Genomic DNA, 23,985 nt, shown 5'->3' with positions numbered 1-23,985 from the left:
TCCTCCCTGTGTCAGTCCCCGTCCCGCAAGCGGGTCCGGTCGACCTTGCCGTTGGTGTTGAGCGGCAGCTCGGCCACGATTTCGAAGCGATTGGGAATCATGTAGTCGGGCAGCCGGGCACGCAACGCGGCCCGCAGCCCGGCCTCGCCATCGGGCCCGCCGCCGACCACGAAGGCCACCAGATGCCCGTGGGTGGAGGACTGCCGACGATAGACCACCGCCGCCCGCTCCACGGCATCCAGCGCCGCCAGCGCCGCCTCGATCTCCTCCAACTCGATGCGATAGCCCTGGTGCTTGACCTGATTGTCCTTGCGCCCGACGAAATAGAGCGCTCCACCCTCGACCCGGACCAGATCGCCGGTGCGGTACATGGTCTCGGGCCAGACCGGGTTCAGCGGGTTGGGAACGAAGGCGGCGGCGGTTCGCTCGGGATCGTTGACATAGCCCAGCCCCACTTGCGGCCCCAGCAGGCACAGCTCCCCCACCTCGCCCTCGGTGACCGGCCCGTCACCATCCAGGATCAGCGCCCCGAAATTGGGAGCGATGCGCCCCAGCGGCGGCAGGCCCCGAGCGGAAGCCAGATCGGCGGCGCCGACCTCATGGGCGGAACAGATACACGTGCATTCGGTGGGGCCATAGACATTGACCAAGCGGGGGCCATCACCCAACAGCCGCCGCAGCCGGGACAGTTCCGGCACCGGATAGCCCTCGCCGCCGAACACCACCGTCCGCAGGCTGGCCAGCGAGCCCGGCCTGATCGCCTTCAGGCTCACCAGATAGATCAGCAGCGACGGCACCGAGAACCAGACGGTGCAGCCCGCCCGCTCCACCGTCTCGACCGCGGCGCGGGGATCACGCAATAGATCGCGGGCCACCGGGGCGAGAGCGGCACCGTTGAACAGGGCCGAATAGACGTCGAAAACCGAATTGTCGAAATGCAGGGGGTTGAGGTTGGTCAGTATGTCGCCGGGACCGATGCCGAAAGTGGTCTGGCTCCACTGGACGAAATTCAGCACGGCGGCATGGGATATGGCGGCGCCCTTGGGAAAGCCGGTGGAGCCGGAGGTGAACATGATATAGGCGGGAAGGCCGCCGTGGACCTGATCCAGCGCGGCGGGAACGGCCGTGGGCGCCTGGTCCAGGCGGCCCGCCAATTCCGGGGCGGCCAAGTTCAGCACCCGCAGGCCGAGGGCGGACGCCGCCTCGGTCACCGCCGCCTCGGATTCGCCATCGGCCACCAGCAGGCTCGGGCGGCAGGTTTCCAGAATCCGGGTCAGGCGCAGGACAGGATTCAACTCGTCGAGATTGACATAGGCCGCCCCCAGCATCAGGCAAGCCAGCATGGCGGCATAGCCGGTGGGGGATTTTCCGTTACGCAGCGCCACCACGCCACGCGGCGCCACGCCCTCCTCGGCTAGGATCGCGGCAATGCGAAGGGCACGCGCCGCCAACGCGCCATAGCTGACCTGGCCGCCATCGGCCAAGACCAAGGCGGTGTCGTTGGTATGCGCACGGGCCACCGCCAGAAAGGCATGACCCAACGACCAGTGATATCCTCCCGCCTCCCCCACGCGGTTTCTCCCTCAGGTCAGACGGACAATCCCCCCGCCACCTGGACGGTCTGTGCGGTCAGGTAATCGCAACGGAGAGCGTGCAGCACCGTCTCGGCCACGTCCTCCGGCGTCCCCAACCGCCGCAGCGGTCCCCGGCGCCGCCACTCCTCCAATTGGGCCTCGGTCAGGGCGGCCCGGGTCGAGGGCGTGTCGATGAAGCCCGGCTCGATGACCACGAAGCGCAGTCCGAGCGTTCCCAACTCCCTGGCCCAGGCGGCGGAGGCGGCGGCCAGCCCCGCCTTGGCGGCGGCATAGGCACCCTGCCCCGGATTACCCCCCGCCGCGATGGACCCCAGCGACACCACCGCGCCACGCGTCCTGGTGGCAACCATGCGGTCCGCCACGGCGGCGGTGGTAACGAAAGCGGTGGTGAGATTGGCGCGCAGGATGTCGTCCCATGCACTCAGGGCATGGCTGCGCTCGGCGCCGCCGAACACATTGACCAGGGGAATGCTGCGGATATGTCCGGCGGCGTTGACCAGCCCCTGGACCGGCCCGCCCAACGCGGTCTCGACCTCGACCAGCGCCGCCGCCACGGATGATGGCTCGGCCAGATCGCAGACCAGGCGAAGGGCTTCCCCGGCCGCCGCCCCTTCCACCCGATCCAGCACGGCGACACGGGCACCGGCGGCCAGCAGCGCCGCGACGATGGCGCTTCCCAGGCAACCACCGCCCCCGGCGACAACCATCCTGGCCCCGTCGAGCTTCATGGTCCCGATACCCCCCGGACCGCCAGCACGGCGCGAATCCGCCCGATGCTGACCATGGTCACGATCTCGTCGGAGGTGAGGTCGATGCCGAACAACTGCTCGATCCCGACCACCAGTTCCAGGTGACGCAGCGAATCCCAGGTCTCCACATCCACCATGGCCATGTCGTCCACCACCGCGGCAGGCGGCACTCTCAGTATTTCGGAAATCAGGCCGACAAGCGGATCCAATCCTCTTTCTCCTCACAAGAAGCCTGTGTCATGACATCACCATAACACCCGAGCCGTCACAAGCGCCTTCACTCCAAGACGAGATTGTCCGCCAACTCCCGCCGCAAGTCCCTCGGCTCGTGATCATCGAGGCGTTGCAGGATTGACCCGAAATCACCCCGGTAGTCTGAAAGGAAACGCAGCCGCACACCTTGGCCGCGGAACCGTTCCACGTCATAGAGTGCCCGGCCACCGGGGGCATTGACGTAGTCGTCGGCGCCAAAATGCTTGCAGATTGCCAAGATACGGTCCTGGCCCCGCAACTCGTTGCCAAGGCCAAGGGAGCTTGAGCGCTGCACGGCCGGAGACAGCCCCAGACCGGACGCGGCCCGAAGCAACAGGCCAAGAATGTAATCCACTGGCGTCGCGGTCGGCCGCATCACCTCCTCGGCCAGCCGGGCGGAAGCTTCGGTACGGGGGGCGCGCAAGGCGCCAAACGGTCGCGCCCGCTCGGCCATGGCGGTTTCCGCCCCCTCGGCAAAGGCCAGGGATTGGATGGATGCCTCGCGCGCCGACTTGGCCAGCGGCAGGGTCAGCCAGGACAGCGACCCGCCATCGCTACGCAGCTGATTGCGGTGAACCCAGCCCCGACGAGGAAACTGGACGCAGTCATAGACCACGAACAGGTCCACATCGAACAGACGAAAGTATCCCAGATAGGGCAGGAAATAGGGCTGCATCACGGCGATGCGCATGGGTCACGTCCCACTGCGGGCCAGCACCGCTTCCAGGCAGGCGCGCAACTCACCGTCGCTCGGTTCGGCCATTCCCGGATGGGTCGGGACATTGACCATCCGGTCGTAAAGGCGCCAGGAATTGACAAATTCCCGCCCACCCAGCGGAACGTAATATTTCCCCAGATTGACCACGGGATTGGCCAGTTCGGCGACGGAAAGCGCTCCCGGCGCCAGCAGCCCCACATGGGCGGGAACCTGCCCTGGCGCCCCCGGCTCCACCAGAACGCCGTATCCCACCGACCGGCCCAGGGCGACTACGCGGGCCGCCTGCTCCACATAGGCGCCGCTCCACTGCTCGGACGACTGGACCCGGGCAAGAATCGCGGCGGCGGCGATATCGGAAATCTTGCCATTGCCGAAATAGCGGCGAAACTCTTGCGGCAGCCCGACTCCAAAATTGAGAATGGCGTCAAACACCGGCCGAAGCCCGGCAGCCATCTGCGCCGCCCCGCCCTCCCCCAGGCCAAAGGGCTTGGTGTGGTGAAAGCTGAAGGTCTCGATCCACTCCACCTCCGCCGCCTCCGCGGGCAGGTTCGCGGCCGAGATCACGCCGAACCCGGACGCGTTGTCGAGTATCAGCGACTTGCCCAGTCGGGCGCACAAGGCGAAAACCGCCCTGAAATCATGATAAAGGCCAAAGGTGTTGGTATAGACCAGACAGTCCCAGTCGTCGGGGTCCATGGCTTCCACCGCCGCTAGGTCCAGCAACCCGTCGGGACCGCAGTCCAGCAGATGTCCCTGGTGTAGACATCCGATGGCCGAGGAGAAGAAGCCGAAGGCGCTGCCGACCAAGCGCAGCGGACGCCCCGCCGTCACCGCCAGCGTCCCGGCCGCGGCGGTCAAGGCCACCGTACCACTGGCGCAGGCGGCGCAATCTCGCCCATCCCCATGGCCAAGCCGTCGATGGAGCTCCGCCCCAAGGCGCCTGGAGACCGGCCCGAAATTGGCGTAGCGGCTATGCATCCGACTTTCCTGGAGCAATTCCTCCAAGGCGACGAGGTCGGGATGCTTCGGCGGCACGAACGTAATAGGAGGAGCCATTGCTTCCAATACGAGACGAGTGGAGACGAGGGAAGCATGGCAGATACCCTACCGTCTCACAAGCTCACCCAGGCCGCGCCGGCCTTCAGGTGGCTCGCCACCCCGTGGCGGGATCAAGGACAAAGCCGCCGGGAATGTCTTGTCCCAGGATCATGTAGGGAATCAGGTCGGCGATTCTCTGCTCGCTGCAATCCAGATTGAAGACCGAAGCACGGCAAAGTTCGTCGGAGCGGCCGCCGAAACCGGAATCCAAGGCGGTGGAAACCATGGCGGGCAGGTCCTCCAGACGTTCCGCCACCAAGCCGATCTGGTCACGCATCTCGAAATAGGCGACATCCGGATTATCGGAGCGGGCGCGCGCGTCCTCGGGGGAAAAGAACACCACCGGGCGGTTGGAGGTGAAGGCGAAGGTGAAGGCGGTGCCGGACATGTCGGTCACCATCAGCCTAGCCCGGCCATAAGTGGCCATATAGTTGGACGGGTTGGCATCGACTTCGCATCCTGCCAGCCCGGCCACCTCGGCCATCAGGGCCGCCACGGCGGGATCGGCATAGGAATTGGGATGGGGGCGGAAAATAATGGTGTGATCGGGAAAGGCGTCACGCAATGCCTGGATGATCCCTCGCCCCCACCGGGCCACCGAGGCATAGCCCTGCCAGCTTTCCAGGGTCATGGTCGGAGCATAGACGAGCACCTTCTCGTCCCTGCCCACCTCCCTGAACAGTCGCCGGTTCTCGTCCAGGCGAGGATATCCGGCGGCAACCAGACGGATGGGCCGCTCCAACTCGAGACCGACCTCATCGAAACGATCCAGCACCCGCCGCGCGGACTCCATGCCCGGGGCCGATGGCACCAGCAGATAGTCGATCTGGCGCACCAGATCGAGAAAGTCCCGGGGATCGCCCATGGGGGAATCAAAGATGTCGTGAAGCATCAGCGCCTTGGTCGGCCCCGGGGGAAGACCCGCGCACAGAGTATTGATGATGACCGCCCCCAGGCCCTCCAATTGCCCCATGAGCCCCAGTCCCGCGAAGAAGGCATTATCGCCTTGCTCGAAGGCATCACCGCCGACGACGCCATATAATTTGAGGACCTTGCCCCCGGCCTGGCGAAAAAATTCAGGTACATCGCCGAAATGACGGCGATAGGATTTCAGCGGCGAGTAAAAGACGACAGTCTCTCCCTTCGCCACCTTGCCCTGGATCACCTGGAATTGGGCATTACGCAAGTGATGCACCACCCAATTGGCCAGTTCTTCCTCGTCGCCATTCCAGTCATTCAGGCTGGAGACCACATGGGTCAGCATGGAACCGATGATCGGCGCGGCGCCGCGCAACATTGCCGCGCAAGGCGGCGATGTCTCGGTCAACTCGGCAAGAACATCGGCGACTTGATCCCGATCGACGGACGTCATGGCCCAGCCTGTGAATAGTTGGCGCAAAACCGCGACGACACCAAAATGGAACCATCTGCCGAACGGGTCAATGTTGGGTGATCACGGGAGATGATGCTAGCATGACCGTATCGAATGTCCCACAGACCGCGTAAGCCCCACCATGAAGTTCAATTTCTTCCTGAAGAATCACGAGATGGGCGGCGTCGCCATGCTGGAGGACGCCTTGCGCCCCATGGCGGCGGGAATGATCGAGGGCGGCCATCAGGTCCAGTTCGAATACACCCACCTGCTGCCGCGCCCCTATGTCAACCTGGTGCTGGAACACTTCCCCGGCCCCGGCCTGCTCAACGACATGATGGCCGCCAAGGAAAAATTCGGCGACGATCTGATCATCGGCCTGGTCGCCACCGAGGACCTGTCCGACAGCCTGTCACTGGGCAAGGTCGGCGACAGGCCGCGCGTGACCAACCTGCTGCGATCGCTGCCGTTCTTCGACTTCGTCTGGCTGCTGATGGCCGACCAGCAATACGATGTGGAACTGACCAAGGCGGGGGCGACGAACAAGGCGCACTTTCTCGCCTTCGGCCACTGCCCCAGCCTGCAGGCCCAACCGGCCGAGGACCAGACCATCGACATCCTGCTCTATGGCAAGTTCACCCCCCACCGGGCCCCCCCCATTCATCAGCTGCTGAAACAAGGTGTCCGGGTCCAGGCCACCTTCGGCGACATGCCGGAGTATATTCGTCACAACATGATCTCGCGCTCGAAGATCGTGCTGGACATGCGCCGGGGACCGGTGGTCCGTTTCCTGTCGGCGTCCCGCATCACCGCCGCCCTGCATTACGGCAGTCTGGTGGTGGCCGAGGATTTCGATACCAGCATCATGGGAAAGCTGGCCGATTACACGCTGCGCACCCCATACGAACGACTGGCGGAGCGCTGCCTGGAAATCCTGGCCCTGCCCGATACGGAACGGCTTGGCATGGCGCAACAGTTGCGCGACAAGTTCGCTGCCGAAACCTCCATGCGCCGCAATATTGACGCATTACTCCCGACAATCCCTTATTGATCGCAGTCGAGCTGGAGCATCACGTCACAGAACGTCAATAAATATTGACTTATCACAATCGTATTATTGTTCCATCCTTGGGCCTCGGTATGCAACAATACGTTCATCAGCGGTTTCGGCGGATGAAATGGGGACTCCCAAGGAAAACGTAGTGGACTTGCAGCCTGGGGCCAAATTGGGCCAGCCCCAGGAGGCTTATGTCGCCTTTGCCTTTGCCGCCGCCGATCTGTTGATGGAAGTGGCCCATGACGGTCGCATCATCTTTGCCATCGGCGCCTCCATGTCGCTGGTGGGACGCCCGGCCCGCCTGCTGGCCACCATGACCCTGCAGGACCTGATCCGCTCCGAGGACCAGTCACGCGCCATCAATGCCCTGACCCGCATGGCCAATGGCGAGCGGGTCCGCCATACCCTCTTGCATGTCAGCCTGCCCGAGGGCGGCGCCGTCCCGGTGGCGCTGTCGGGCTACCCCCATCCCGACCACGAGGGCCGACTGCTGCTGGTGCTGACCCACAGCGGCACCATCATGTCGCCGACGGTTCGTCGCGACGGCGAGGGATTGCTGGGCCGCGAAGGCTTCGAGGCCCTGGCTGGCAACTTGGTCAAGGAAAGCGCCAAGGAGGCTGACGACGCCTATCGCATGACCCTGCTGGATCTGCCGGAGCTGGCCGATCTGCGCACCAAGGTCGGAACCGAGGCCACCACCGAGTTCATCAATCGCTTCACCGAGTATCTGCGCCAGTGTTCCGTGGGTGGCGACGCCGCCGCCAATCTGGGCGAATCCAAATACGGCGTGATCCACGGCCCCGAGGTCACCTCAACCGATATCGAGGATACCATTTCGACCCTGGCCCATTCCCTGATGGGCACCGACCTCCACCCCACCGCCGCCAGCGTCCAGTTCGATACCACCGGGATCTCGTCGCAGGAAGCCACCAGCGCCCTGATCTACACCCTGAACCGCTTCAGCCAGGACAGCGGCGCCACCATCCAGGAACTGTCGACCATCGCCAAGCCATCGCTGAGCGCCACCGTCAGCAAGATGCGCGAGGTCAAGCAGACCATCGGGTCCGGTGACTTCCAGCTATACTTCCAGCCCATCGTCGATTTGTGGAGTAATGCGGTCCACCACTTCGAATGCCTGGTGCGCTTTGGCGACGCCGGCGCCTCGCCCTACAATACGGTGGTCTTCGCCGAGGATACCGGCCTGGTGGGCGAGTTGGATATGGCCATCCTGGGGCGCACCATCGAGTTCATGCGCCAGGGGCCGGGGGCCGAGCCCTCGCTGCGCTTCGCCGTCAACCTGTCGGGCCGCACCATTTCCAGTTCGTCCATGGCGGCGCGGTTGCTTCACCTGATCATTGGCGCCGCCGATCTGCGCGGGCGCCTGCTGTTCGAACTGACGGAATCGGCCTCCATCGCCGATCTTGCGGCAGCCAACGCGGTCATCCAGGAAATTCGCGGCCGGGGCCATCCGGTCGGTATCGACGATTTCGGCTCGGGCGCCGCCGCCTTCCATTATCTGCGCGGCCTCAAGGTCGACCATGTCAAGATCGATGGCTCCTATGTCCGTGAAGCCGCTGGCAAGGGGGAAAGCCTCCCTTTCCTGCGGGCCATTACCCAGTTGTGCCGCGAACTCAAGATCGCCACCGTCGCCGAGCATGTGGAAGACGAAGCCACCGCCAATTTGCTGCGCGTCTACAATGTCCGCTATGGCCAGGGCTATTATTTCGGCAAGCCCATGCGGCCATCCGATCGCCATCCGGGGACCAAGGCCCCCTGGGTGACTCCGGTGACACAATGGCGCAACGGCCTGTTATTCTTCGGCGCCAATGGCGGAGGGGCGTCGTCGGCCCAGGATCCCGTATGAATACGCATTGATCCAAAACCCGCTTCGCGGTATGTGGAATCCCCATCTGGGAGACATCCACCTTGTCCTGGACCGAAGACCTCAGCGTCGGCCATGAAATTCTCGACCAGCACCACCAGCGCCTGTTCGCGCTGCTGGATCGCATCATCCTGGTGGAGAAGAACGCCACCGGATTCGATTCCATGGCCACCATCATCTCCGAGTTGAACGACTACATCGCCTACCACTTCAAGGAAGAGGAGGCGATGATGGAACGGGCACAGTTTCCCTTCCTGGACCTTCACCGCCACTCGCATCAGACCATCGCCATGCGGGTCGAGGACATTTCGGCCTCGGTCAACACCGACAATTTCCGCAAGGTCGCGGTCGAGTTGCACCAGTTCCTGTCGGGCTGGCTGGTGCACCACATCGAAATCGAGGATTTCGAATACCGTCCCTATATCTCGAAGATATAGACCGCGATCCACTGAAAGTTTGGAGTGATTCTGCTCACGAGCGCCCCATCTTTGGAAGGCGCGCCATCGTCGTCCCTGGCAGCCCCCTGCCGCGACGTCGATCGGCGCCGAAACCGTGATTGATGAAGACCAAGCAAACATCGACCATATTCAATCTCTAGGAATAAGGGGAAATGGAATGTTCAAGTTCGCACTTGCCCTGGCCGTCACGCTGATCGCCGTCCCGATGACGGCCACCGCCGCCGAGGACCCGGCCGAGGTCGAAGCCACCGTCGCCGGGATCAAGGCCGCCAACCCCGACCTGAAGTCCCTGTGCATGAAGGGCGTCGACGGCATCCGCGCGGCAGCCCGGGACTCGGTCACCGCCCTGGCCATGGCCGGCAAGATCAAGGGCAACCCGCAGGCCGTCGCGGGCGAAGCCGGGCAGAAGGTCGGAGCCGAATGTCGCGGCTAGGCCTATTTTTCGGAAGCCGCCTTCAGGCGGCTTCCCCCAAATTCACGAGCTTTCAGCATGACGCCAAGCGATCCGGCAAGCTGAAGCGCATGCTGGTTCCGTGGCCCAGTTCGGAGTCGATCCAGATGCGGCCGCCGTGGCTTTCCACGATCTTCTTGCAGGCGGACAGGCCTATTCCGGTTCCATCATAGTCGTCGGCGGACACCAAGCGCTGGAAGACGGCGAAGGCGCGGTCGAAGTCGCTGGCGGCGATACCGATGCCATTATCGGTGACGTGGAACTCCCAATCCTGCTTCACCATACGGCATCCAACGGTGACCCGGGGGGGCCGATCCGGCGCCCTGTACTTGACGGCATTGCCGATCAGGTTCTGGAACAGCCGCAGGAGTTCGCCGCGATCGCCAAGGACCACCGGCAGGTCATCGGCCAGCACAACCTCCGCGCCGACATCCTCGATGGCAAGCCGGAGATAGCGCAAGCATTCGGTAAGAACCTCATTCAGTGGAACCGGCTCGAACGGACGCTGGTTGCGCCCCAGCTTGGAATATTCCAGCAGGTCGACGATCAGCCGATCCATGCGTCTGGCACCATCCGTGGCAAAATCCATGAAGGTCCGGGCATCCTGGTCCAGGTCGGCACCCAGCTTTTTCCGCAACAGGCCAAGATAGGCGGTGACCATGCGCAACGGCTGGCGAAGATCGTGGGAGGCCACATAGGCGAACTGCTCCAGTTCAGCGTTGGAGCGAGCCAGTTCCTTCGCCTGTTGATCCAGGTCGGCATGGACCTCTCGCAGATTCCTCTCCGCCTCGACGCGATCATTGATGTCGTGAATGCTGCCGATGACCCGAACCGGGGCCCCCGACTCGTCGCGCTCCAGATGGCCGACACTGGCCACCCAGCGGCGGCGTCCGTCATCGTGGCGGCGAATCTGGAAGACCATGTCGAAGAAGTCCTGTTCTCCCTGCATCAACCGTTCTAGCAGCGGCATCACGGTACCGTCCAATCCGGCGGCGGCAAGATCAAGAGCATGGGCGGAATCCCGGATGAAGTCGGGACCAATGCCGAGGATCGAGTCCAGAACCGGCGAGCTTTCCCAGTGATCGGCGCCGACATCGTAGACATAGTGCCCCAGTTGAGCGATCTGCTGCACCTCGCGCAGCAGCGCCTCATTGCGGCGCAGCGCCTCTTCCGCCCGCTTGCGTTCGGTAATGCGAACCCCGGCGCAAGACAGCCCGGTCACATAGCCATCCTCATCCTTCAGCGGCTCCACCGATAGATCGTACCATTCGGCCATGGGATCATTGGGCCGGGACGGGATGGCCACCCGCGCCCCCTGGCCGCTGTCCAGCACCTGCCGCTTGACCGCGACCACGCGGGCCGCCAATTCCGGATCGAAGACCTCCCAATCGGTCTTGCCCTGCGCCTTTCGGCCCAGTCCGATATCCGGGTTATGAATCCAGATGTATCGCAAGGTGCGATCCTGGTGGTACAGCGTGGTCGAACTGAGATCGAGCGCCTGGGTGAAACGCTCCACTTCCACGTTCAAATCCTCGATACGGCGGCGCTGGCGGATGATGACGTGGTTGACCGTGGAACTGATGATGGCGGCTATGTCCAGTTCCCAGGACTGCCAGGGCTGTGAATGGCCGTGGCGGACCTCGACCCAGCGGTCGAAGGAGCGCCGGGGCAGGCTGAAACTGCCGTCAGGCGCCTCGGACTTCTCCGGCTTGCCCGCCCACGCCACCGAACGGACCACTTCCGGACGGAACAGCAGCAGGACGGGGCGACGAGAATCGTCGAAGAAGCAAGCCAGGACGCCGCTGGCCATCTCCTGATGAATCTGGTAGGCCGGATAGCGGATGGGCAGGCAATCGGTGGCAAAGATGGCGCCGCTGCTTTGCCCCCTGATCCAGGCCACCAGGGTCGCCATATCCTGATCGGGCGGCACCGCCCCCAGGCCCCGCACCCGGACCTGGGGGCCGTCCTCCCACACCACGGCCGCTCCGCAGCAGCCAAGCAACAAATCCAGGATGCTCGGCCGCCCTTCGGTCAGGGCGGCGAGGAAGTCGTCGGCCGCCGCCAGCTTTCCCAGCATGGCGGAATAGGCCTGCATGTCGCGCTCGAACTCTTCCTTGGCATCGCGACTCAGCTGCGAGTCAAGGCGCATGGAAAATGCCTGGGCGATGGCCACCACCTGACGGCGAACCAAGGCCGAAACCCGATGCGGCCGCCGATGGTGGCCAATCACCAATCCCCACAGACGGCCATCGCGCATCACCGAGACGGACATGGAACCATCCACATCGATATTGCGCTGGTAGAGACGATGGATGGGGGAAACACTGCGGAACGAACATGGCCCCAGATCGAATTCCCGCCCCTGACGCGAGCTGCCGGGAACCAAGGGCACCGGTTCATAATCCCGGGTGGGCACCCACCGGTCTCGGGTTTCGCGGTAGAGCGCGCGGGCCTGGGATGGGATGTCACTGGCGGGAAAGCGCAGTCCCAGGAAGGATTGCGTCCAGTCGCCCACCAGGCTTTCGCCGACCACATCGCCATTGCCATCGGCATCAAAGCGATAGACCAGCACACGTTCAAATCCAGAAAGCTCGCGAATGGCTTCGGCCGACCAGGGTGGCTCGAATTCACAGAACGCCTCGCGTCCCGAGAGGAAACAACGCAACTCGACCTGCCCGACCCCGACAATCGTGGTTTCCATCACCACGTCGCCGCCCCCCTGGCGCACCAGGCCCCGGCAAGTCTCCAGCACCTCTCCCCCCAGCCAGGACGGGACCTCGCCCAAGCGAATCTCGCCCACCAGAGCATCGAGATTGGCGCTGCGGGTCACCAACCCAAGCGAACGGGCATCCAGACCAATGAGACAACCATGGGGCTGAACGGCACCAACGGTACGAATCGGCTCGCGGGCGCAAATATCCTGGTTACGCCCGATCACCTCGGAGAGGTCGGCATCCTCGCCCATCCCACCCCGCTCCAGCGGCTTATACCAAACGTATCATATACCGACACATGCAAGGGGAGAATGGCGAATCGAGGTCATAAAACCAAAGTGCCGTCGACAGAAGCGACGGCACTTTGGTCAGGGTCGAGCGGAGGGAGGGCTCAGAGCCGTTCCACATCCACGTCGCCGTGGCGGTGGCCGTAATGGTCGCACCAGCCGACATCTCCAAGGCAAATGGGCTGGGCGACACGCGCCTTCTCGGCGGCTTCACACCGCACATCCCTGGTTTCGCGGGGGGCGAGCACCTGCAGCAGGCCCGTAGCCAAGTGGCTGCTGGCTGCCAGCACGGCGAATGTCGGATTCTCTATCATTGCGGTCTCCTCTCTCGATTGAGAGCCGACTCATTATATGACAGTCGCTGGTTTCCCGTGCCTGCGGAGGCTGCATGGCAGCAGCACGCGAAGCACAGCAGCAATGAGCCCCCGACACCCTAGATTTCGTAGGGTGTTCCGGCCAGGCACCCCGGCAATTGCGCCAGCAGGCGATCCAACTCGGCCAGGGCCTCATGAATTCCCTGTCCGGCCTTGGCGGCATTTTCCAGGGCGAGGCCCGCGTTACGGATGGCCAGCAAGCCGGTACTGGCCGCGGCTCCCTTCAGGGTGTGGCCCTCGCGCTTGACCTGATCGAGATCCCCCGCCTGCAGGGCTGCCCTGGCAGCGGCGGCCCGCTCCAGGCCGTCTTCGTGGAAGCGCGCCAGAATCGCCACGACCGTTTCCACCTCGATATCCTCGGCCAGGGTATCCAGGACACTGAAATCCACTGCCGGTTCGGCGGGAACCGTGGCCGGGGCGCAAGGCATGGCTGGCGCCGCGCCAAGGGTATCGGCATGGCGTGACACCACCTCGCGCAGTTTGGCCCGGTCGATGGGCTTGCTGATATAGCCATCCATGCCGGCCTCCAGACACATGGTTTCGTCGCCGCGCATGGCATTGGCGGTCATGGCGACAATGGGAATGCCCGCCGCCCGCCCGCCCAAACCCCGTATGGCCCTGGTGGCTTCCAAGCCGTCCATTTCCGGCATCTGGACGTCCATCAGCACCAGATCATAGGGACGGCTCCGCACCGATTCCACGGCTTCCACGCCGTCTCCGGCCACATCGACCGAATGGCCGAGCTTGCGCAGTAGGCCGATGGCCACCTGCTGGTTCACCGGATTGTCCTCGGCCACCAGAATCCGCAGCCTTCTCCCGGCGGGAGCGCCTTCGTCGCCGTTGCCGACATCCTCCAACCGGGCGGGGGCCTCGGCATCGACCAGCCCCAGGACCCGGGCCAGGGCATCCAGGATGGCCTGCTGGCGCAGCGGCTTGTGCAGGAATGCGTCGTAGCCGCCCTCCTCGGCGGAAACCACCGCCCCCTGGGACGAGGTAATGATCAGTTTGAGCCCCGCCAGCGCCGGTACCGCCCGGATCATCCGCACCAGATCCAAGCCGTTGACCCCCGGCATCTGGGCATCGATCATCACCGCCTCCCAGCCCTCGGCGCCCATGGCGCGGGTCAATTCGGACATGGCCGACTGGGCGTCCTCGCAGGCTGCGGTGACGATGCCGAAGCCCTTGAGCTGGCGTTCCAGCACATCCCGGTTGATGGGATTGTCGTCCACCAGCAGCAATCGCCGCCCAGCCAGGCTGACCTGGGGTGGCAGCGCCACCGCGACAACCTCCAGAGGAATGGTGATCCAGAAACGGCTGCCGATCCCCTCGCGGCTGTCGAAGCCGATATCTCCCCCCATCAATTCCGCCAACCGGCGGGAGATGGCCAAGCCCAGCCCGGTGCCGCCATAGCGCCGTGCCGTGGATGCATCCACCTGGGTGAACATGGAGAACAGGCGATCGCGCGCTTCTTCCGGGATGCCGATGCCGCTGTCGCGGACCTCGAAGCGGATGGAAACCCGACCGCTTTCGGCGCCAATCTGGGTGACTTCCAGGGAGACGCCACCGCTGGCGGTGAACTTGACGGCGTTACCCGCCAGATTCATCAGGATCTGGCGCAGTCGTCCCGGATCGCCGCGGACCAGCATGGGCAGTCCCGGCTCGGTCAGACTGGCCATCTCGATGCCCTTGGCATGGGCGCGGGGCGCCAGGATGTCGACGATACTTTCCACCAGCGGCAGGATCTGGAAATCGGTGTAGTCGAGATCGAGCTTGCCCGCCTCCATCTTGGAAAAATCCAGGATATCGTTGATGACGGTCAGCAGCGATTCGGCCGAATCACGGATGGTTTCCGCGAAATAGCGCTGGTCGCCCGTAAGCGGGGTATCCAGCAACAGGCCGGTCATACCGATCACCCCGTTCATGGGGGTGCGGATTTCATGGCTCATGGTGGCCAGGAACTCGGACTTGGCCTGACTGGCCCGCTCGGCCCCCTGCTTGGCCCGGATCAGGGCCTGCTCGGTTTCCTTGCGCAGGGTAATGTCGCGGAAGGCGTTGACCGACCCCCGCAACTCGCCTTGGCGCACCAGCGGCGTCGAGGCCACTTCCATGGGAATGATGCGGCCATCGCGATGGCAGAAGGATTCCTCGCCGGAATACGGCCGGCCACGGCTGACCGCCTTGAACACCGGACACTCGGAAATGGGAAGGTGATCATTGACCGCATGGGAGTGAAACAGCGCATGGGCCTGTCGCCCCACCATCTCCGCTTCACTGTATCCAAGCAGGCCGCAGGCCGCCGGATTGGCCAGGACGATCAAGCCGTGATTGTCCATGACGAACAGGCCATCGGCCATGGTGTCGGTGATGGCCTTGAGGCTGGTCCGCTCGTGCTCCAGTGCCTTGGCTCCCCGCTGCAGCCGCACGAACAGGACGCAGCCCGCCAGCAGCATCAGGGTCACAACCACCAGCGAGACCAGGAAGTCGTTGGTGATGGCATGGAGCACCGGCGCCGGCACATAGGAAATGACATAGCCGGCGGCTTTGCCCCCCACGTCGCGGACCGCCACAAGGGATACCGCATGGGGGTTGCCGCCCTGGTCCGCCCTGATCGTGAAGGTTTCGCCCGCCAGCATGCGCCGCGTCACATCGGGACGGGTGGCCAGTTCGCGGTTCAGGATCTGGGCCATCTCCGACAGCGGCGGCGCGCTATCGACCAACCTGACGCCCACATCCTCCACCAGGAAGTCGGGGCTGAGAGCCGAGGGGGCATAAAGGCTGGATTGACTGGCGAACAGCACGGTCTCGACCACGTCACGGCGAATGACGAAGGCGTATTCCCTCGATCCGTCCAACTCGGCCATGGCGTCGCGGATCGCCTTGAAGGTCAGGCTGGTCTCGACACTGCCCACATGACGGCCATCGGAACTGATGGGATGGACGAAGCGAAAGCCCGAGGCTATCCGTCCGGCCTCGAAGCCCTGGACCGGGCGATGCTCGGTATTGGCGATGCGGATGGAGGGACGCACATCGGACAGGAGATCGCCGAAGCGGTCGGGCTGGTGAAAGCGAAGGAAGCTGGTGCCGTCGGACAAATGGAAATGCAACTGGCGAAGATTGCGCCGCTGCAGTTCCTGATACAGCGGATACAGGCGGCGATAGAGCCTGCCCCGCAGCAGGGACTTTTCCTCATCCCCCGCCACGGCAGCGCGGGCGACGATGTCCACCACCTCGGGCCGCCCGACCAGATCGAAATAGGTCAGTTCCATGGCCAGGCGGTACATCTGGAGACTGGAACCATAGGCGGTTTCCAACACCGCCGTGTACTGATCCAGGTGCTGGCGTTCCCGGTCAAGCCGCACCATGTTCAGGAACGAGAGGGCCAGCAGCTCAAGAAGCACGAAGACGACGATGATGCGGCCCATAGGATGGCTCCCGGCTCCGGATCAGAAGTTTCCGGTCTGCGGAATGGCGGTGCCGCGACGCAAGCGGCGCAGGGCATCGTAGTCGCCATCAAAGGCGGGAACCGCTCCATGGCGGATATTGTCGCCCCAGGTCTTGGCCTTGTCGGGGTCGGCGGCGATCACGGCATCACGCAATTGGGCCAGACGCTCCTTGGATACCGTGCGGGCATTGACCACCAGGGCGAAGCCGGGCAACGGCGCCGATTCCGCCACAACCACCAGTCCCATATGGGCGTATTTGCGTCCGATGGCGGTCTTGAGGCCGCCCAGGTCGAATTCGCCACGCGCCACCGCCAGCGCAACCTCATCATGCTTATCCACATAGCGATAGCGGTTGCGGGCCAGATCCGATCCCGCCTGACGCAGCAGGCCATCGGTGGACAGATAGCCGCAAGTGGATAACGGCTGGGTCAGCGCCACCTTGCGCCCCTTGAGGTTGCGCAAATCGGGCTTGGCATCGGCGGGAGCTATGATGGCGCAGGTATAGGTGGCGGAACCGGACGCTTCCTTGAATTGCACCAGGGGCGTGGCGGCGGCGATACGGTCGCGCAGGGTGAGATAGGGCAGCGGCCCCAGATAGGCGACGTCGATCTTGCCCGCCTCGAACTTGGCGAGGATTTCGGCGTAATCGCTGGAAAACTCCACCTTGAAGCTGACGTCGAGGGTCTTTTCCAGATGACCGAGCATGGGCTTGAACTGCTTCAGCACCGTCTCGGGCGTCTCCATGGGCAAGGGGGCGAAGGTCAAGGTCTCGGCCCTGGCCGACATGGACCACACCAGTCCAATCAGCACGGCGACAACAATGTTACGACAGATCATGACATCCCCCTTGGCGGCACAGGTCGTGTAAACCAATCCGGTGAACATGGTTATGGTCGAGCATGAACCAGCGGTAAATAGTCGCCCGTCCCAGGATTATTCGCCTCCTGGGGGCACTCCCGCCGCATCACGCAGGGTCAGGAAGAAGGTGGTTCCAACGCCAGACTCCGACGCCAGCCAGATGCGGCCGCCATGGCGCTCGACGATCTTGCGGCAGACGGCAAGGCCGATTCCGGTGCCTTCATAACGGTCGCGGGTATGCAGGCGCTGGAAAATGCCGAAGATCCGCTCGAAATACTGGGGCTCGATGCCGATGCCGTTGTCGGCGATGCTGAATTCCCAGACGCCGTCCACCAGCCGCCATTTCAGGTCGATCCGGGGGGGACGTTCGCCATGCTGGTACTTGATGGCATTGCCGATCAGGTTCTGGAACAGGCGGATGATCTGGTTCTGATCGCCCATCACCATGGCGTCGCCACAGCTTTCGTCCAGCGTGACCGTGGCTCCGCTTTCCTCGATCGCCACCGCCAGATGCTGCATGGCCTGTCGAATGGCCGGGACGACCGGCATGGACACGATGGGATCGCCACGTCGGTCGATGCGGGAATATTCCAGCAGATCAAGCACCAGCCTGTCCATGCGCGTGGCGCCGTCGCGGGCAAAAGCCAGGAACTCCAGCCCGTCCCCTTCCAGATGGGTGCCGTAGCGACGCTCGATCAGGGTGAGATAACTGGTGATCATGCGCAACGGCTCGCGCAGGTCGTGGCTGGCCACATAGGCGAACTGTTCCAGTTCGGCGTTGGATCGCTCGATCTCCGCGATATAGCGGCCGATGCGCTCCTCGATCAGGGTCTGCTCGGTGATGTCGCGGGAATAGACCGCCACCTTGTCGATCACCCCATCGGCCCCCGCCACCGGATAGATGGAATTGTCGAAATGCAGCTCGCCGCGCCGGTCGAGGAAATGAACGGCATGACCGGTTTCCACCACCCGTGCCGTTGCGACCTTGCGGGCCTCGGCGACCTCTGGCGGGAACAAGGCCCAAAGATTGGTTCCCCGCAATTCCTGGGGCGTCTTGCCGAAGCGGGCGGCCAGGACGGTATTGACCGCCAGGATGGTTCCGTCCAGCTCGAACAGCATGGTGGCATCCGACGAGGCATTGATCAGCGATTCAATCTGGCTGGCGTGATTGCGCAGCGCCTTTTCCACCGCCTTGCGTTCCTCGATACTGCGGAAGACCCCTTCAATACCGGCAAAGTGGCCCTCGTGATCCATCACCAGATGCGAACTGGTGGCGACCCAGACCGGATGCCCCTGCTTGTGGCGCATGCGCAGATCGAAATCCACCACGCTGCCACCATTGGCGGCCAAGGCCGCCTGCAGCCGCTCGCGTCCATCGGCGTCGAAATGGAAGTCATTGGCGAACTGCCCCAGCACATCGGCTTGCGAGAAGCCAAGGACGTCCTGGACTGAACGGGAAATGATGGTGACCCGCCCGTCCGGGCCGGTTCGGTAAAACACATCCAGCATGTTATCGAGAATGGCCCGCAGATCGGCCTCGGTCCGATTGAGGGCGACCTCCACCTGCCGGCGCTCATCCACTTCCTGGCTCAGACGATCGTGCGAAACCATGAGATCCTGGCGGCTGGAAGCCAGATCGTCGATCAGGCGCATGATCTGGCGCCGCGACAGCAGGGCCAGGGCGCTGATGACCGACAGGGCCAGGACACCCCGCCAACCGGCTTCCCAGGCGATGGCACTGACCGAACTCAGCGATGTCCCCACCGCGATCACCAGCGGATAGGTAGGCAGACTCCCATAGGACAGCAGCTTGGGAATGCCATCGGTCAATGTCCCCGTGGTGATCAGCACCCCTTCCCTGGCCTTGGGCAGCCCCTCGGTGAAGATCACCGATCCCGACAGGTCCTTGCCCAAGTCGGACGGCCGGGTCGCGGAGCGCGACAGCAAGATGCCATCGGCGCGCAACAGTGAGATGGCCCCTTCGGGACCGACCTGGGCCTTGGCGAAGGCCGAGTCCAGCAAGCCTTGCTCGATGGCGACGAAGACGATGACCGCACCGTGATGCGGCACCGACAAACGCTTGGCGACGGCGATGGCCCAGCGGCCGGTGGAGCGGCCCTGGAACGGCGCGCTGATATAGATCCGCCCCGGCGGCTCCTTCATGGTCTCGCGGAAATAGTCGCGGTCGACCACATTCGCCGCCTTTGCCCCAGGGGTATCCGGAACCAGATACAGGCTGCCATCCTCGGCCACCAGCCGCACCAGCATGGCCTGGTCGGTCACCCGCTGGAATTCGCGGACAAGATCGGCGAAGGAGGGGTCATTGCGCGGATCGCGCCCCGGATGGTCGGCGACCCAGCGATCCGCAGCCACCAGAAAGGTCTCGGTGATCTTGAAGACGCCATTGACCTGTTCTTCCACCACCTCGCGCTGACGGTTCAGCCCTTGCTCCACCCCCCGGCGATGTTCGGCATGAAAGGTGAAAATCCACAGCCCGAACATGGCCCACAACACCGCCAGGGCGCCTATGGTCGCCGCGGTGACGGCACCCCGCGCCGTACGTTCCGGTGAAGTGGCTGGCACGGATTCCGGTGCCGACGATGACATGTTCAGCATCTTTCTGGCTGATGGGTCCCAGGAGGGGCCTGCGCCTGCTTCCGGCACAGCCCCTAAGACCTTTGACATAGACTACCCTATTCACGGGATTTTCAGAAGGGCCTATGAGGTGAGTGTCCGTAAGTGATGCCCTATCCGTTTGCATAGGCCTTTGCTTCATCCGATTGCACCGACTTCAACCAATGACTAAGATATGACAATTGGCGTCCAAAGATACATTTCCAATGCAGAATATCGGGTGATGGATTGAACGGGGTATCCACCCGAAATGGGAATGGAACAGGGCGCGCCACCGAGTGGGGAAGAAGACGATTATGAGCCTGAACTCTAAGGTGACGATGTTCTTCGTCGCCATGGCCGTCAGCTTGGTCATCATGTTGGTGGCCATCAATCTGTATGCCTTCCGTTCATTCTCCATCGCTTCGGCGACGGACCATATTCGCACGGCCGCCGAAATCGTCCGGGTCCATTTGACCGAATCCATGATCAACGGCGTCATCGACAAGCGGGAGAGCTTTCTGCAGCGCCTGATGGAGGTTCAGGGCCTGGCATCGGCCCAGGTCGTGCGCTCGCCACTGGTGGAACAGCAGTTCGGCAAGGGCTTGGGCCGCGAGGCTCCCAATGATGACGTCGAGCAGCAGGTCCTGCGCGACGGCAAGCCGCATTATCGCGTCGAGGAAGGCCCCGACGGCACCTTGTTCCGCGGCACCATTCCCTTTGTCGCGTCCACCCGGGGCTCTCCCAACTGCCTGCAATGCCATCAGGTGCCGGAAGGCTCGGTGCTGGGCGCCGTGACCCTGTCCATGTCCATCGAGGACCTGAAGACCAAGGCCCTGCTGACCGTGGCCGGCATCGTCGGCATCGTCGCCCTGTTCAGCGCCGTCACCTTCTATCTGATCCGCCGGGTGATCCAGCCGGTGTCCCTGACCGCCTTCAACGTGGAACTGGCGGTCCAGCGTGCCCTTCGCGGCGACTTCAAGGGCCAGGTGGAACAGCGCACCGAGGACGAGGTCGGCCAGATCGCCACCGACATGAACCGGTTGCTGACCTTCCTGGACAGCGGCCTCAACCGCATCGGCGAAAGCGTGGCGCGGTTGACCAACCGCACCCCCAGCCCCGACGAGAATCTGTTGAACGCCACCATCGACATGGTGGACGGTCTGTCCCGGGCGGCCCGGTTCAAGCAGGCCATCGAGGAGGACGAGACCAAGGCGGAAATCCACCAGCGCCTGGCCCGCATGCTCGAGAATGAATTCGACATCAAGACCTTCTCGCTCTACGAGATCGTGCCCAACAAGAACCAGATGACGCCGCTGTTCGTGGACGGGGTGCCCGACACCTCCTGCCGCTGGTGCGACCCGCAGATCCTGGTGCGCAGCGAGGGCTGCCGGGCGCGGCGCACCGGCCACGTGGTGGACGGCATCACCAGCCCCGCCATCTGCTACGCCTTCCAGCCCGAGGAAAAGGTCGAAGGGTACAAGCATATCTGTCTGCCCATCATCCAGTCGGGCTCGGTGGGCAATGTGCTGCAACTGGTGGCCAGCCCCGAGAACGAGGCCCGGCTGCAAAGCCAGATTCCCTTCGTCAATGTGTATCTGCGTGAGGCGGCTCCGGTGCTGGAAACCAAGCGCCTGATGGAGACCCTGCGGGAATCCAGCCTCAGCGACCCCATGACGGGCCTCAACAACCGGCGGTTCCTCGAAGAGTATGTGGACACCCTGGTGGCCAATGTCCATCGGCGCAAGAGCGGCCTGACCGTCATGATGCTGGACCTCGACCACTTCAAGATGGTCAACGACACCTACGGCCACGACGCGGGCGACGCGGTGCTGAAGGCCTTGGCCAAGGTGCTGCGCCAGTCGGTGCGGTCGTCGGATCTGGTCATCCGCTTCGGCGGCGAGGAGTTCCTGATTGTCCTGGTGGACACCCCTTCGGCCGACGCGGATCAGGTCGCCGAGAAGATCCGCGCCGCGGTGGAAGCCCTGTCGGTGCAGACCGGATCGGTGGTTCTGCGCAAGACCATCTCCATCGGCCTCGCCGACTTCCCCACCGACAGCGACACCTTCTGGCAGGCGGTGAAGTTCGCCGATGTGGCGCTGTACCAGGCCAAGGAAAGCGGCCGCAACCGGGTGGTGCGCTTCACCGAATCCATGTGGGAAAACAAGAAGGAATACTGACGGCGTCGACGGGACGCCCGTATCGCCTTGGGCTGGGGCGAAGTTGCATGATTGCCATGCGCTTCACCCCATGCCCGGCCCCCGTATCCTGTCTTTCCAAGATGATTACCATTGGCTAGTGTCGTCGCGCCGAAAGCATGTGGTGGATCGAGCAGCACGGGACGGTCAGCGGCATTGCCAGCCTTAACCAATATCCAGAACAAGACTATCCGGGCCAGCACCCGCATCCTGATGTTCGGGGTGGCGGTGATCACATTCATCCTGGCCACATTTTCCTACATCGCCCATGACCGCCGGGAGCACTTGCTGGAGCGCCAGCGGCTGGAAAATGACCGGCTGGCCGACACTTTGGTGCTTCAGGCGGGGGGCACCCTGAACCAGGCGAAGATGGTGCTCAGCACCATCAGCGACCGCCTGCACCGCGACCGCGCCATCCCGGCATTCGATCCGATTTTCGCATCCGACCTCGGCCGCCTGATCGGCGAGGTTCCCATGCTGGCCGGGGTGCGCGTCCTGACCCCGGACGGCCGCTACCTGCACAGCTATCCAGAGCGCCCGGACCCGACTGTCTCGGTCGGCGACCGCGACTATGTCAGCGTCCACCGTACTCCAGGCTCGGGCATCTTTCTCGGTCAGGCCATCGTCAGCCGGGTCAGCAACACCTGGGTCCTGCCCATCAGCATTGCCCACCGTGACCCGGCGGGGAAACTGCTGGCGGTGGTGGCGGCCATGGTGCGGCTGGAACAGATGAATGCCCTGTTCGACTCGGTCCGCTCGCGCCCAAACGGCGCCATCGGTCTGTTTCGCGCCGATGGCCGCCTGCTGGCGCGCGGACCGTTCGATAGCTCGCTGATGGAAAAATCCTTCGCCAATGGGCCATTGTTCAAGACCTATCTGCCCCAGGCCCCCAAGGGCAGCTATACCCAAGTGGTGGCTACCGACAATAAGCTGCGTCTGGCCAGCTATCGTCTGATCGAAGGCTTTCCGGCCGTGGTTTCGGTATCCAGCGCCCATGACGATGTGGTCGCGCTTTGGCAGGCCGATGCGCTGCGATTGCTGATGATCGCCCTGCCGCTGGCCTTGGCCACCGCCTGGGCCACCTGGCTGCTGCGACGCCAATTGCTGGAACGCGAGGCCATGGAACATTTGCTGGCCCGTCATTCGTCGGACCTGGAATTGGCCAACGAAGAATTGCGGCAGGTGGCGGAGGTCTCCGCCCACCACTTGCAGGAGCCGCTGCGGACGGTGCTGTCCTATTCCCAGCTGCTGATCCGCAGGGTAGCCGCCGGGGCCGATACCGATATGCAGGAATACGTGGCCTTCATCCGCTCGGGAACCTTCCGCATGAAGCGGCAGTTGGAGGCATTGCAGCGGTATCTGGCTCTGGGGTTGCACACCCGGTTCGAACCGACCCGGGTTCCCATGGCCAGCCTGATGCACGAGGCGATGGAAAACTTGCAGCGCCCGTCCGAGGCGGCAGCCGACAGCGTCACTCTTCCAACCCTGCCGGTGGTGACCGGCGACCGCCAGCAGTTGGCCAGCCTATGCCACCATCTGCTTTGTGTGGCCGAATCCCAGGAACAGACCATTCACCTGGACGTCGCCTCCGAGGGCGATATGTGGCATTTCACCCTACCGCTGAGCCAGGGATCGCCGTTGCTCCATCAAGGCGCCACCTTCGCCCTATTCGGGGCGGGCAGTGACTTTGCAACCGCGGGCGGCCGCCCCCTCAGCCTGGCGCTATGCCGCAAGATCGTCCATCTGCACGGCGGACGGATGTGGACGGAGGCGCTGGCGGCAGGCGGCATGCTGCTGCACTTCACTCTGCCCATGGGGCGGCCCGATCCTGGCGATATCGGGCCAATGATGGCCCAGGCGTCCTGA

Annotated in this window: 17 protein-coding genes; 6 read left to right on the top strand and 11 right to left on the bottom strand. The window is 63.7% G+C overall.

The features are described from left to right. Positions 1 to 11: 11 nt before the first annotated feature. The 6 genes from A6A04_RS00435 to A6A04_RS00410 form a co-directional block, all read right to left on the bottom strand. Positions 12 to 1,541 (bottom strand): amino acid adenylation domain-containing protein, encoded by a 1,530-nt coding sequence (locus A6A04_RS00435; RefSeq protein ID WP_172822708.1) that lies wholly within the window; start codon positions 1,539 to 1,541, stop codon positions 12 to 14. Between the two features lie 47 nt (positions 1,542 to 1,588). After that, on the bottom strand, positions 1,589 to 2,323 hold the full coding sequence (locus A6A04_RS00430; RefSeq protein ID WP_082914579.1) for an SDR family NAD(P)-dependent oxidoreductase: 735 nt from the start codon (positions 2,321 to 2,323) through the stop codon (positions 1,589 to 1,591). Next, complete coding sequence (locus A6A04_RS00425; RefSeq protein ID WP_068489282.1) at positions 2,320 to 2,553, bottom strand: acyl carrier protein; 234 nt, start codon at positions 2,551 to 2,553, stop codon at positions 2,320 to 2,322. The genes A6A04_RS00430 and A6A04_RS00425 overlap by 4 nt, the downstream gene beginning before the upstream one ends. Before the next feature lie 68 nt (positions 2,554 to 2,621). Next, positions 2,622 to 3,287 (bottom strand): WbqC family protein, encoded by a 666-nt coding sequence (locus A6A04_RS00420; RefSeq protein ID WP_068489281.1) that lies wholly within the window; start codon positions 3,285 to 3,287, stop codon positions 2,622 to 2,624. Positions 3,288 to 3,290: 3 nt separating this feature from the next. Beyond that, the gene (locus tag A6A04_RS00415) at positions 3,291 to 4,370 is read right to left on the bottom strand and encodes a DegT/DnrJ/EryC1/StrS family aminotransferase (RefSeq protein ID WP_082914578.1); all 1,080 of its coding nucleotides are present in this window, start codon (positions 4,368 to 4,370) and stop codon (positions 3,291 to 3,293) included. An 85-nt stretch (positions 4,371 to 4,455) separates the two neighbouring features. Beyond that, complete coding sequence (locus A6A04_RS00410) at positions 4,456 to 5,784, bottom strand: CDP-glycerol glycerophosphotransferase family protein (RefSeq protein ID WP_156612400.1); 1,329 nt, start codon at positions 5,782 to 5,784, stop codon at positions 4,456 to 4,458. A 142-nt stretch (positions 5,785 to 5,926) separates the two neighbouring features. Here A6A04_RS00410 and A6A04_RS00405 point away from each other — a divergent pair, with 142 nt between their 5' ends. From A6A04_RS00405 to A6A04_RS00390, 4 genes are all read left to right on the top strand, one after another. Further along, a complete protein-coding gene (locus A6A04_RS00405; protein ID WP_068489278.1) occupies positions 5,927 to 6,835 on the top strand; it encodes a hypothetical protein in 909 nt (302 codons plus the stop codon). A gap of 151 nt (positions 6,836 to 6,986) precedes the next feature. After that, positions 6,987 to 8,705: an EAL domain-containing protein gene (locus A6A04_RS00400; RefSeq protein WP_245651032.1), complete on the top strand. Its 1,719-nt coding sequence runs from the start codon at positions 6,987 to 6,989 to the stop codon at positions 8,703 to 8,705. Between the two features lie 62 nt (positions 8,706 to 8,767). Then, positions 8,768 to 9,160 (top strand): bacteriohemerythrin, encoded by a 393-nt coding sequence (locus A6A04_RS00395; RefSeq protein WP_068489276.1) that lies wholly within the window; start codon positions 8,768 to 8,770, stop codon positions 9,158 to 9,160. A 178-nt stretch (positions 9,161 to 9,338) separates the two neighbouring features. After that, a complete protein-coding gene (locus A6A04_RS00390; protein WP_068489275.1) occupies positions 9,339 to 9,614 on the top strand; it encodes a hypothetical protein in 276 nt (91 codons plus the stop codon). A 52-nt stretch (positions 9,615 to 9,666) separates the two neighbouring features. On the opposite strand, the gene A6A04_RS00385 is transcribed toward A6A04_RS00390, so the two are convergent. The 5 genes from A6A04_RS00385 to A6A04_RS23010 all read right to left on the bottom strand — a co-directional run bounded on the left by A6A04_RS00385 (position 9,667) and on the right by A6A04_RS23010 (position 19,891). Further along, on the bottom strand, positions 9,667 to 12,597 hold the full coding sequence (locus A6A04_RS00385; protein ID WP_068489274.1) for an ATP-binding protein: 2,931 nt from the start codon (positions 12,595 to 12,597) through the stop codon (positions 9,667 to 9,669). 140 nt (positions 12,598 to 12,737) lie between these two features. Next, positions 12,738 to 12,947, bottom strand: coding sequence for a hypothetical protein (locus A6A04_RS00380; RefSeq protein ID WP_068489273.1), 210 nt, complete (start codon positions 12,945 to 12,947; stop codon positions 12,738 to 12,740). Between the two features lie 119 nt (positions 12,948 to 13,066). Then, a complete protein-coding gene (locus A6A04_RS00375) occupies positions 13,067 to 16,429 on the bottom strand; it encodes a response regulator (protein ID WP_068489272.1) in 3,363 nt (1,120 codons plus the stop codon). Positions 16,430 to 16,450: 21 nt separating this feature from the next. Beyond that, positions 16,451 to 17,287 (bottom strand): PhnD/SsuA/transferrin family substrate-binding protein, encoded by an 837-nt coding sequence (locus A6A04_RS00370; RefSeq protein ID WP_068489338.1) that lies wholly within the window; start codon positions 17,285 to 17,287, stop codon positions 16,451 to 16,453. Between the two features lie 96 nt (positions 17,288 to 17,383). Then, the gene (locus A6A04_RS23010; protein ID WP_245651031.1) at positions 17,384 to 19,891 is read right to left on the bottom strand and encodes an ATP-binding protein; all 2,508 of its coding nucleotides are present in this window, start codon (positions 19,889 to 19,891) and stop codon (positions 17,384 to 17,386) included. A gap of 347 nt (positions 19,892 to 20,238) precedes the next feature. On the opposite strand from A6A04_RS23010, the gene A6A04_RS00355 reads away from it, so the two are divergent. Together A6A04_RS00355 and A6A04_RS00350 are read left to right on the top strand one after the other, a co-directional pair. Then, entirely contained in the window at positions 20,239 to 22,101 is a 1,863-nt protein-coding gene (locus tag A6A04_RS00355; protein WP_068489269.1) for a diguanylate cyclase, read from the top strand. A gap of 174 nt (positions 22,102 to 22,275) precedes the next feature. Then, positions 22,276 to 23,985, top strand: coding sequence for a sensor histidine kinase (locus tag A6A04_RS00350; protein ID WP_068489268.1), 1,710 nt, complete (start codon positions 22,276 to 22,278; stop codon positions 23,983 to 23,985).

Source organism: Paramagnetospirillum marisnigri (assembly GCF_001650715.1).
In the GTDB taxonomy this organism is placed as follows: Bacteria; Pseudomonadota; Alphaproteobacteria; order Rhodospirillales; family Magnetospirillaceae; genus Phaeospirillum; species Phaeospirillum marisnigri.
Note: the sequence above shows the minus strand (reverse complement) of the source record. Positions and strands in the feature narration are given on the sequence as shown.

Bases quoted from the DNA above. Each gene is read 5' to 3' on its own strand.
- A6A04_RS00385 (WP_068489274.1), bottom strand. From the start codon at position 12,597: ATGGGCGAGGATGCCGACCTCTCCGAGGTGATCGGGCGTAACCAGGAT.
- A6A04_RS00380 (WP_068489273.1), bottom strand. From the start codon at position 12,947: ATGATAGAGAATCCGACATTCGCCGTGCTGGCAGCCAGCAGCCACTTG.
- A6A04_RS00430 (WP_082914579.1), bottom strand. From the start codon at position 2,323: ATGAAGCTCGACGGGGCCAGGATGGTTGTCGCCGGGGGCGGTGGTTGC.
- A6A04_RS00405 (WP_068489278.1), top strand. From the start codon at position 5,927: ATGAAGTTCAATTTCTTCCTGAAGAATCACGAGATGGGCGGCGTCGCC.
- A6A04_RS00390 (WP_068489275.1), top strand. From the start codon at position 9,339: ATGTTCAAGTTCGCACTTGCCCTGGCCGTCACGCTGATCGCCGTCCCG.
- A6A04_RS00355 (WP_068489269.1), top strand. From the start codon at position 20,239: ATGAGCCTGAACTCTAAGGTGACGATGTTCTTCGTCGCCATGGCCGTC.
- A6A04_RS00415 (WP_082914578.1), bottom strand. From the start codon at position 4,370: ATGGCTCCTCCTATTACGTTCGTGCCGCCGAAGCATCCCGACCTCGTC.
- A6A04_RS00410 (WP_156612400.1), bottom strand. From the start codon at position 5,784: ATGACGTCCGTCGATCGGGATCAAGTCGCCGATGTTCTTGCCGAGTTG.
- A6A04_RS00375 (WP_068489272.1), bottom strand. From the start codon at position 16,429: ATGGGCCGCATCATCGTCGTCTTCGTGCTTCTTGAGCTGCTGGCCCTC.
- A6A04_RS00420 (WP_068489281.1), bottom strand. From the start codon at position 3,287: ATGCGCATCGCCGTGATGCAGCCCTATTTCCTGCCCTATCTGGGATAC.
- A6A04_RS00370 (WP_068489338.1), bottom strand. From the start codon at position 17,287: ATGATCTGTCGTAACATTGTTGTCGCCGTGCTGATTGGACTGGTGTGG.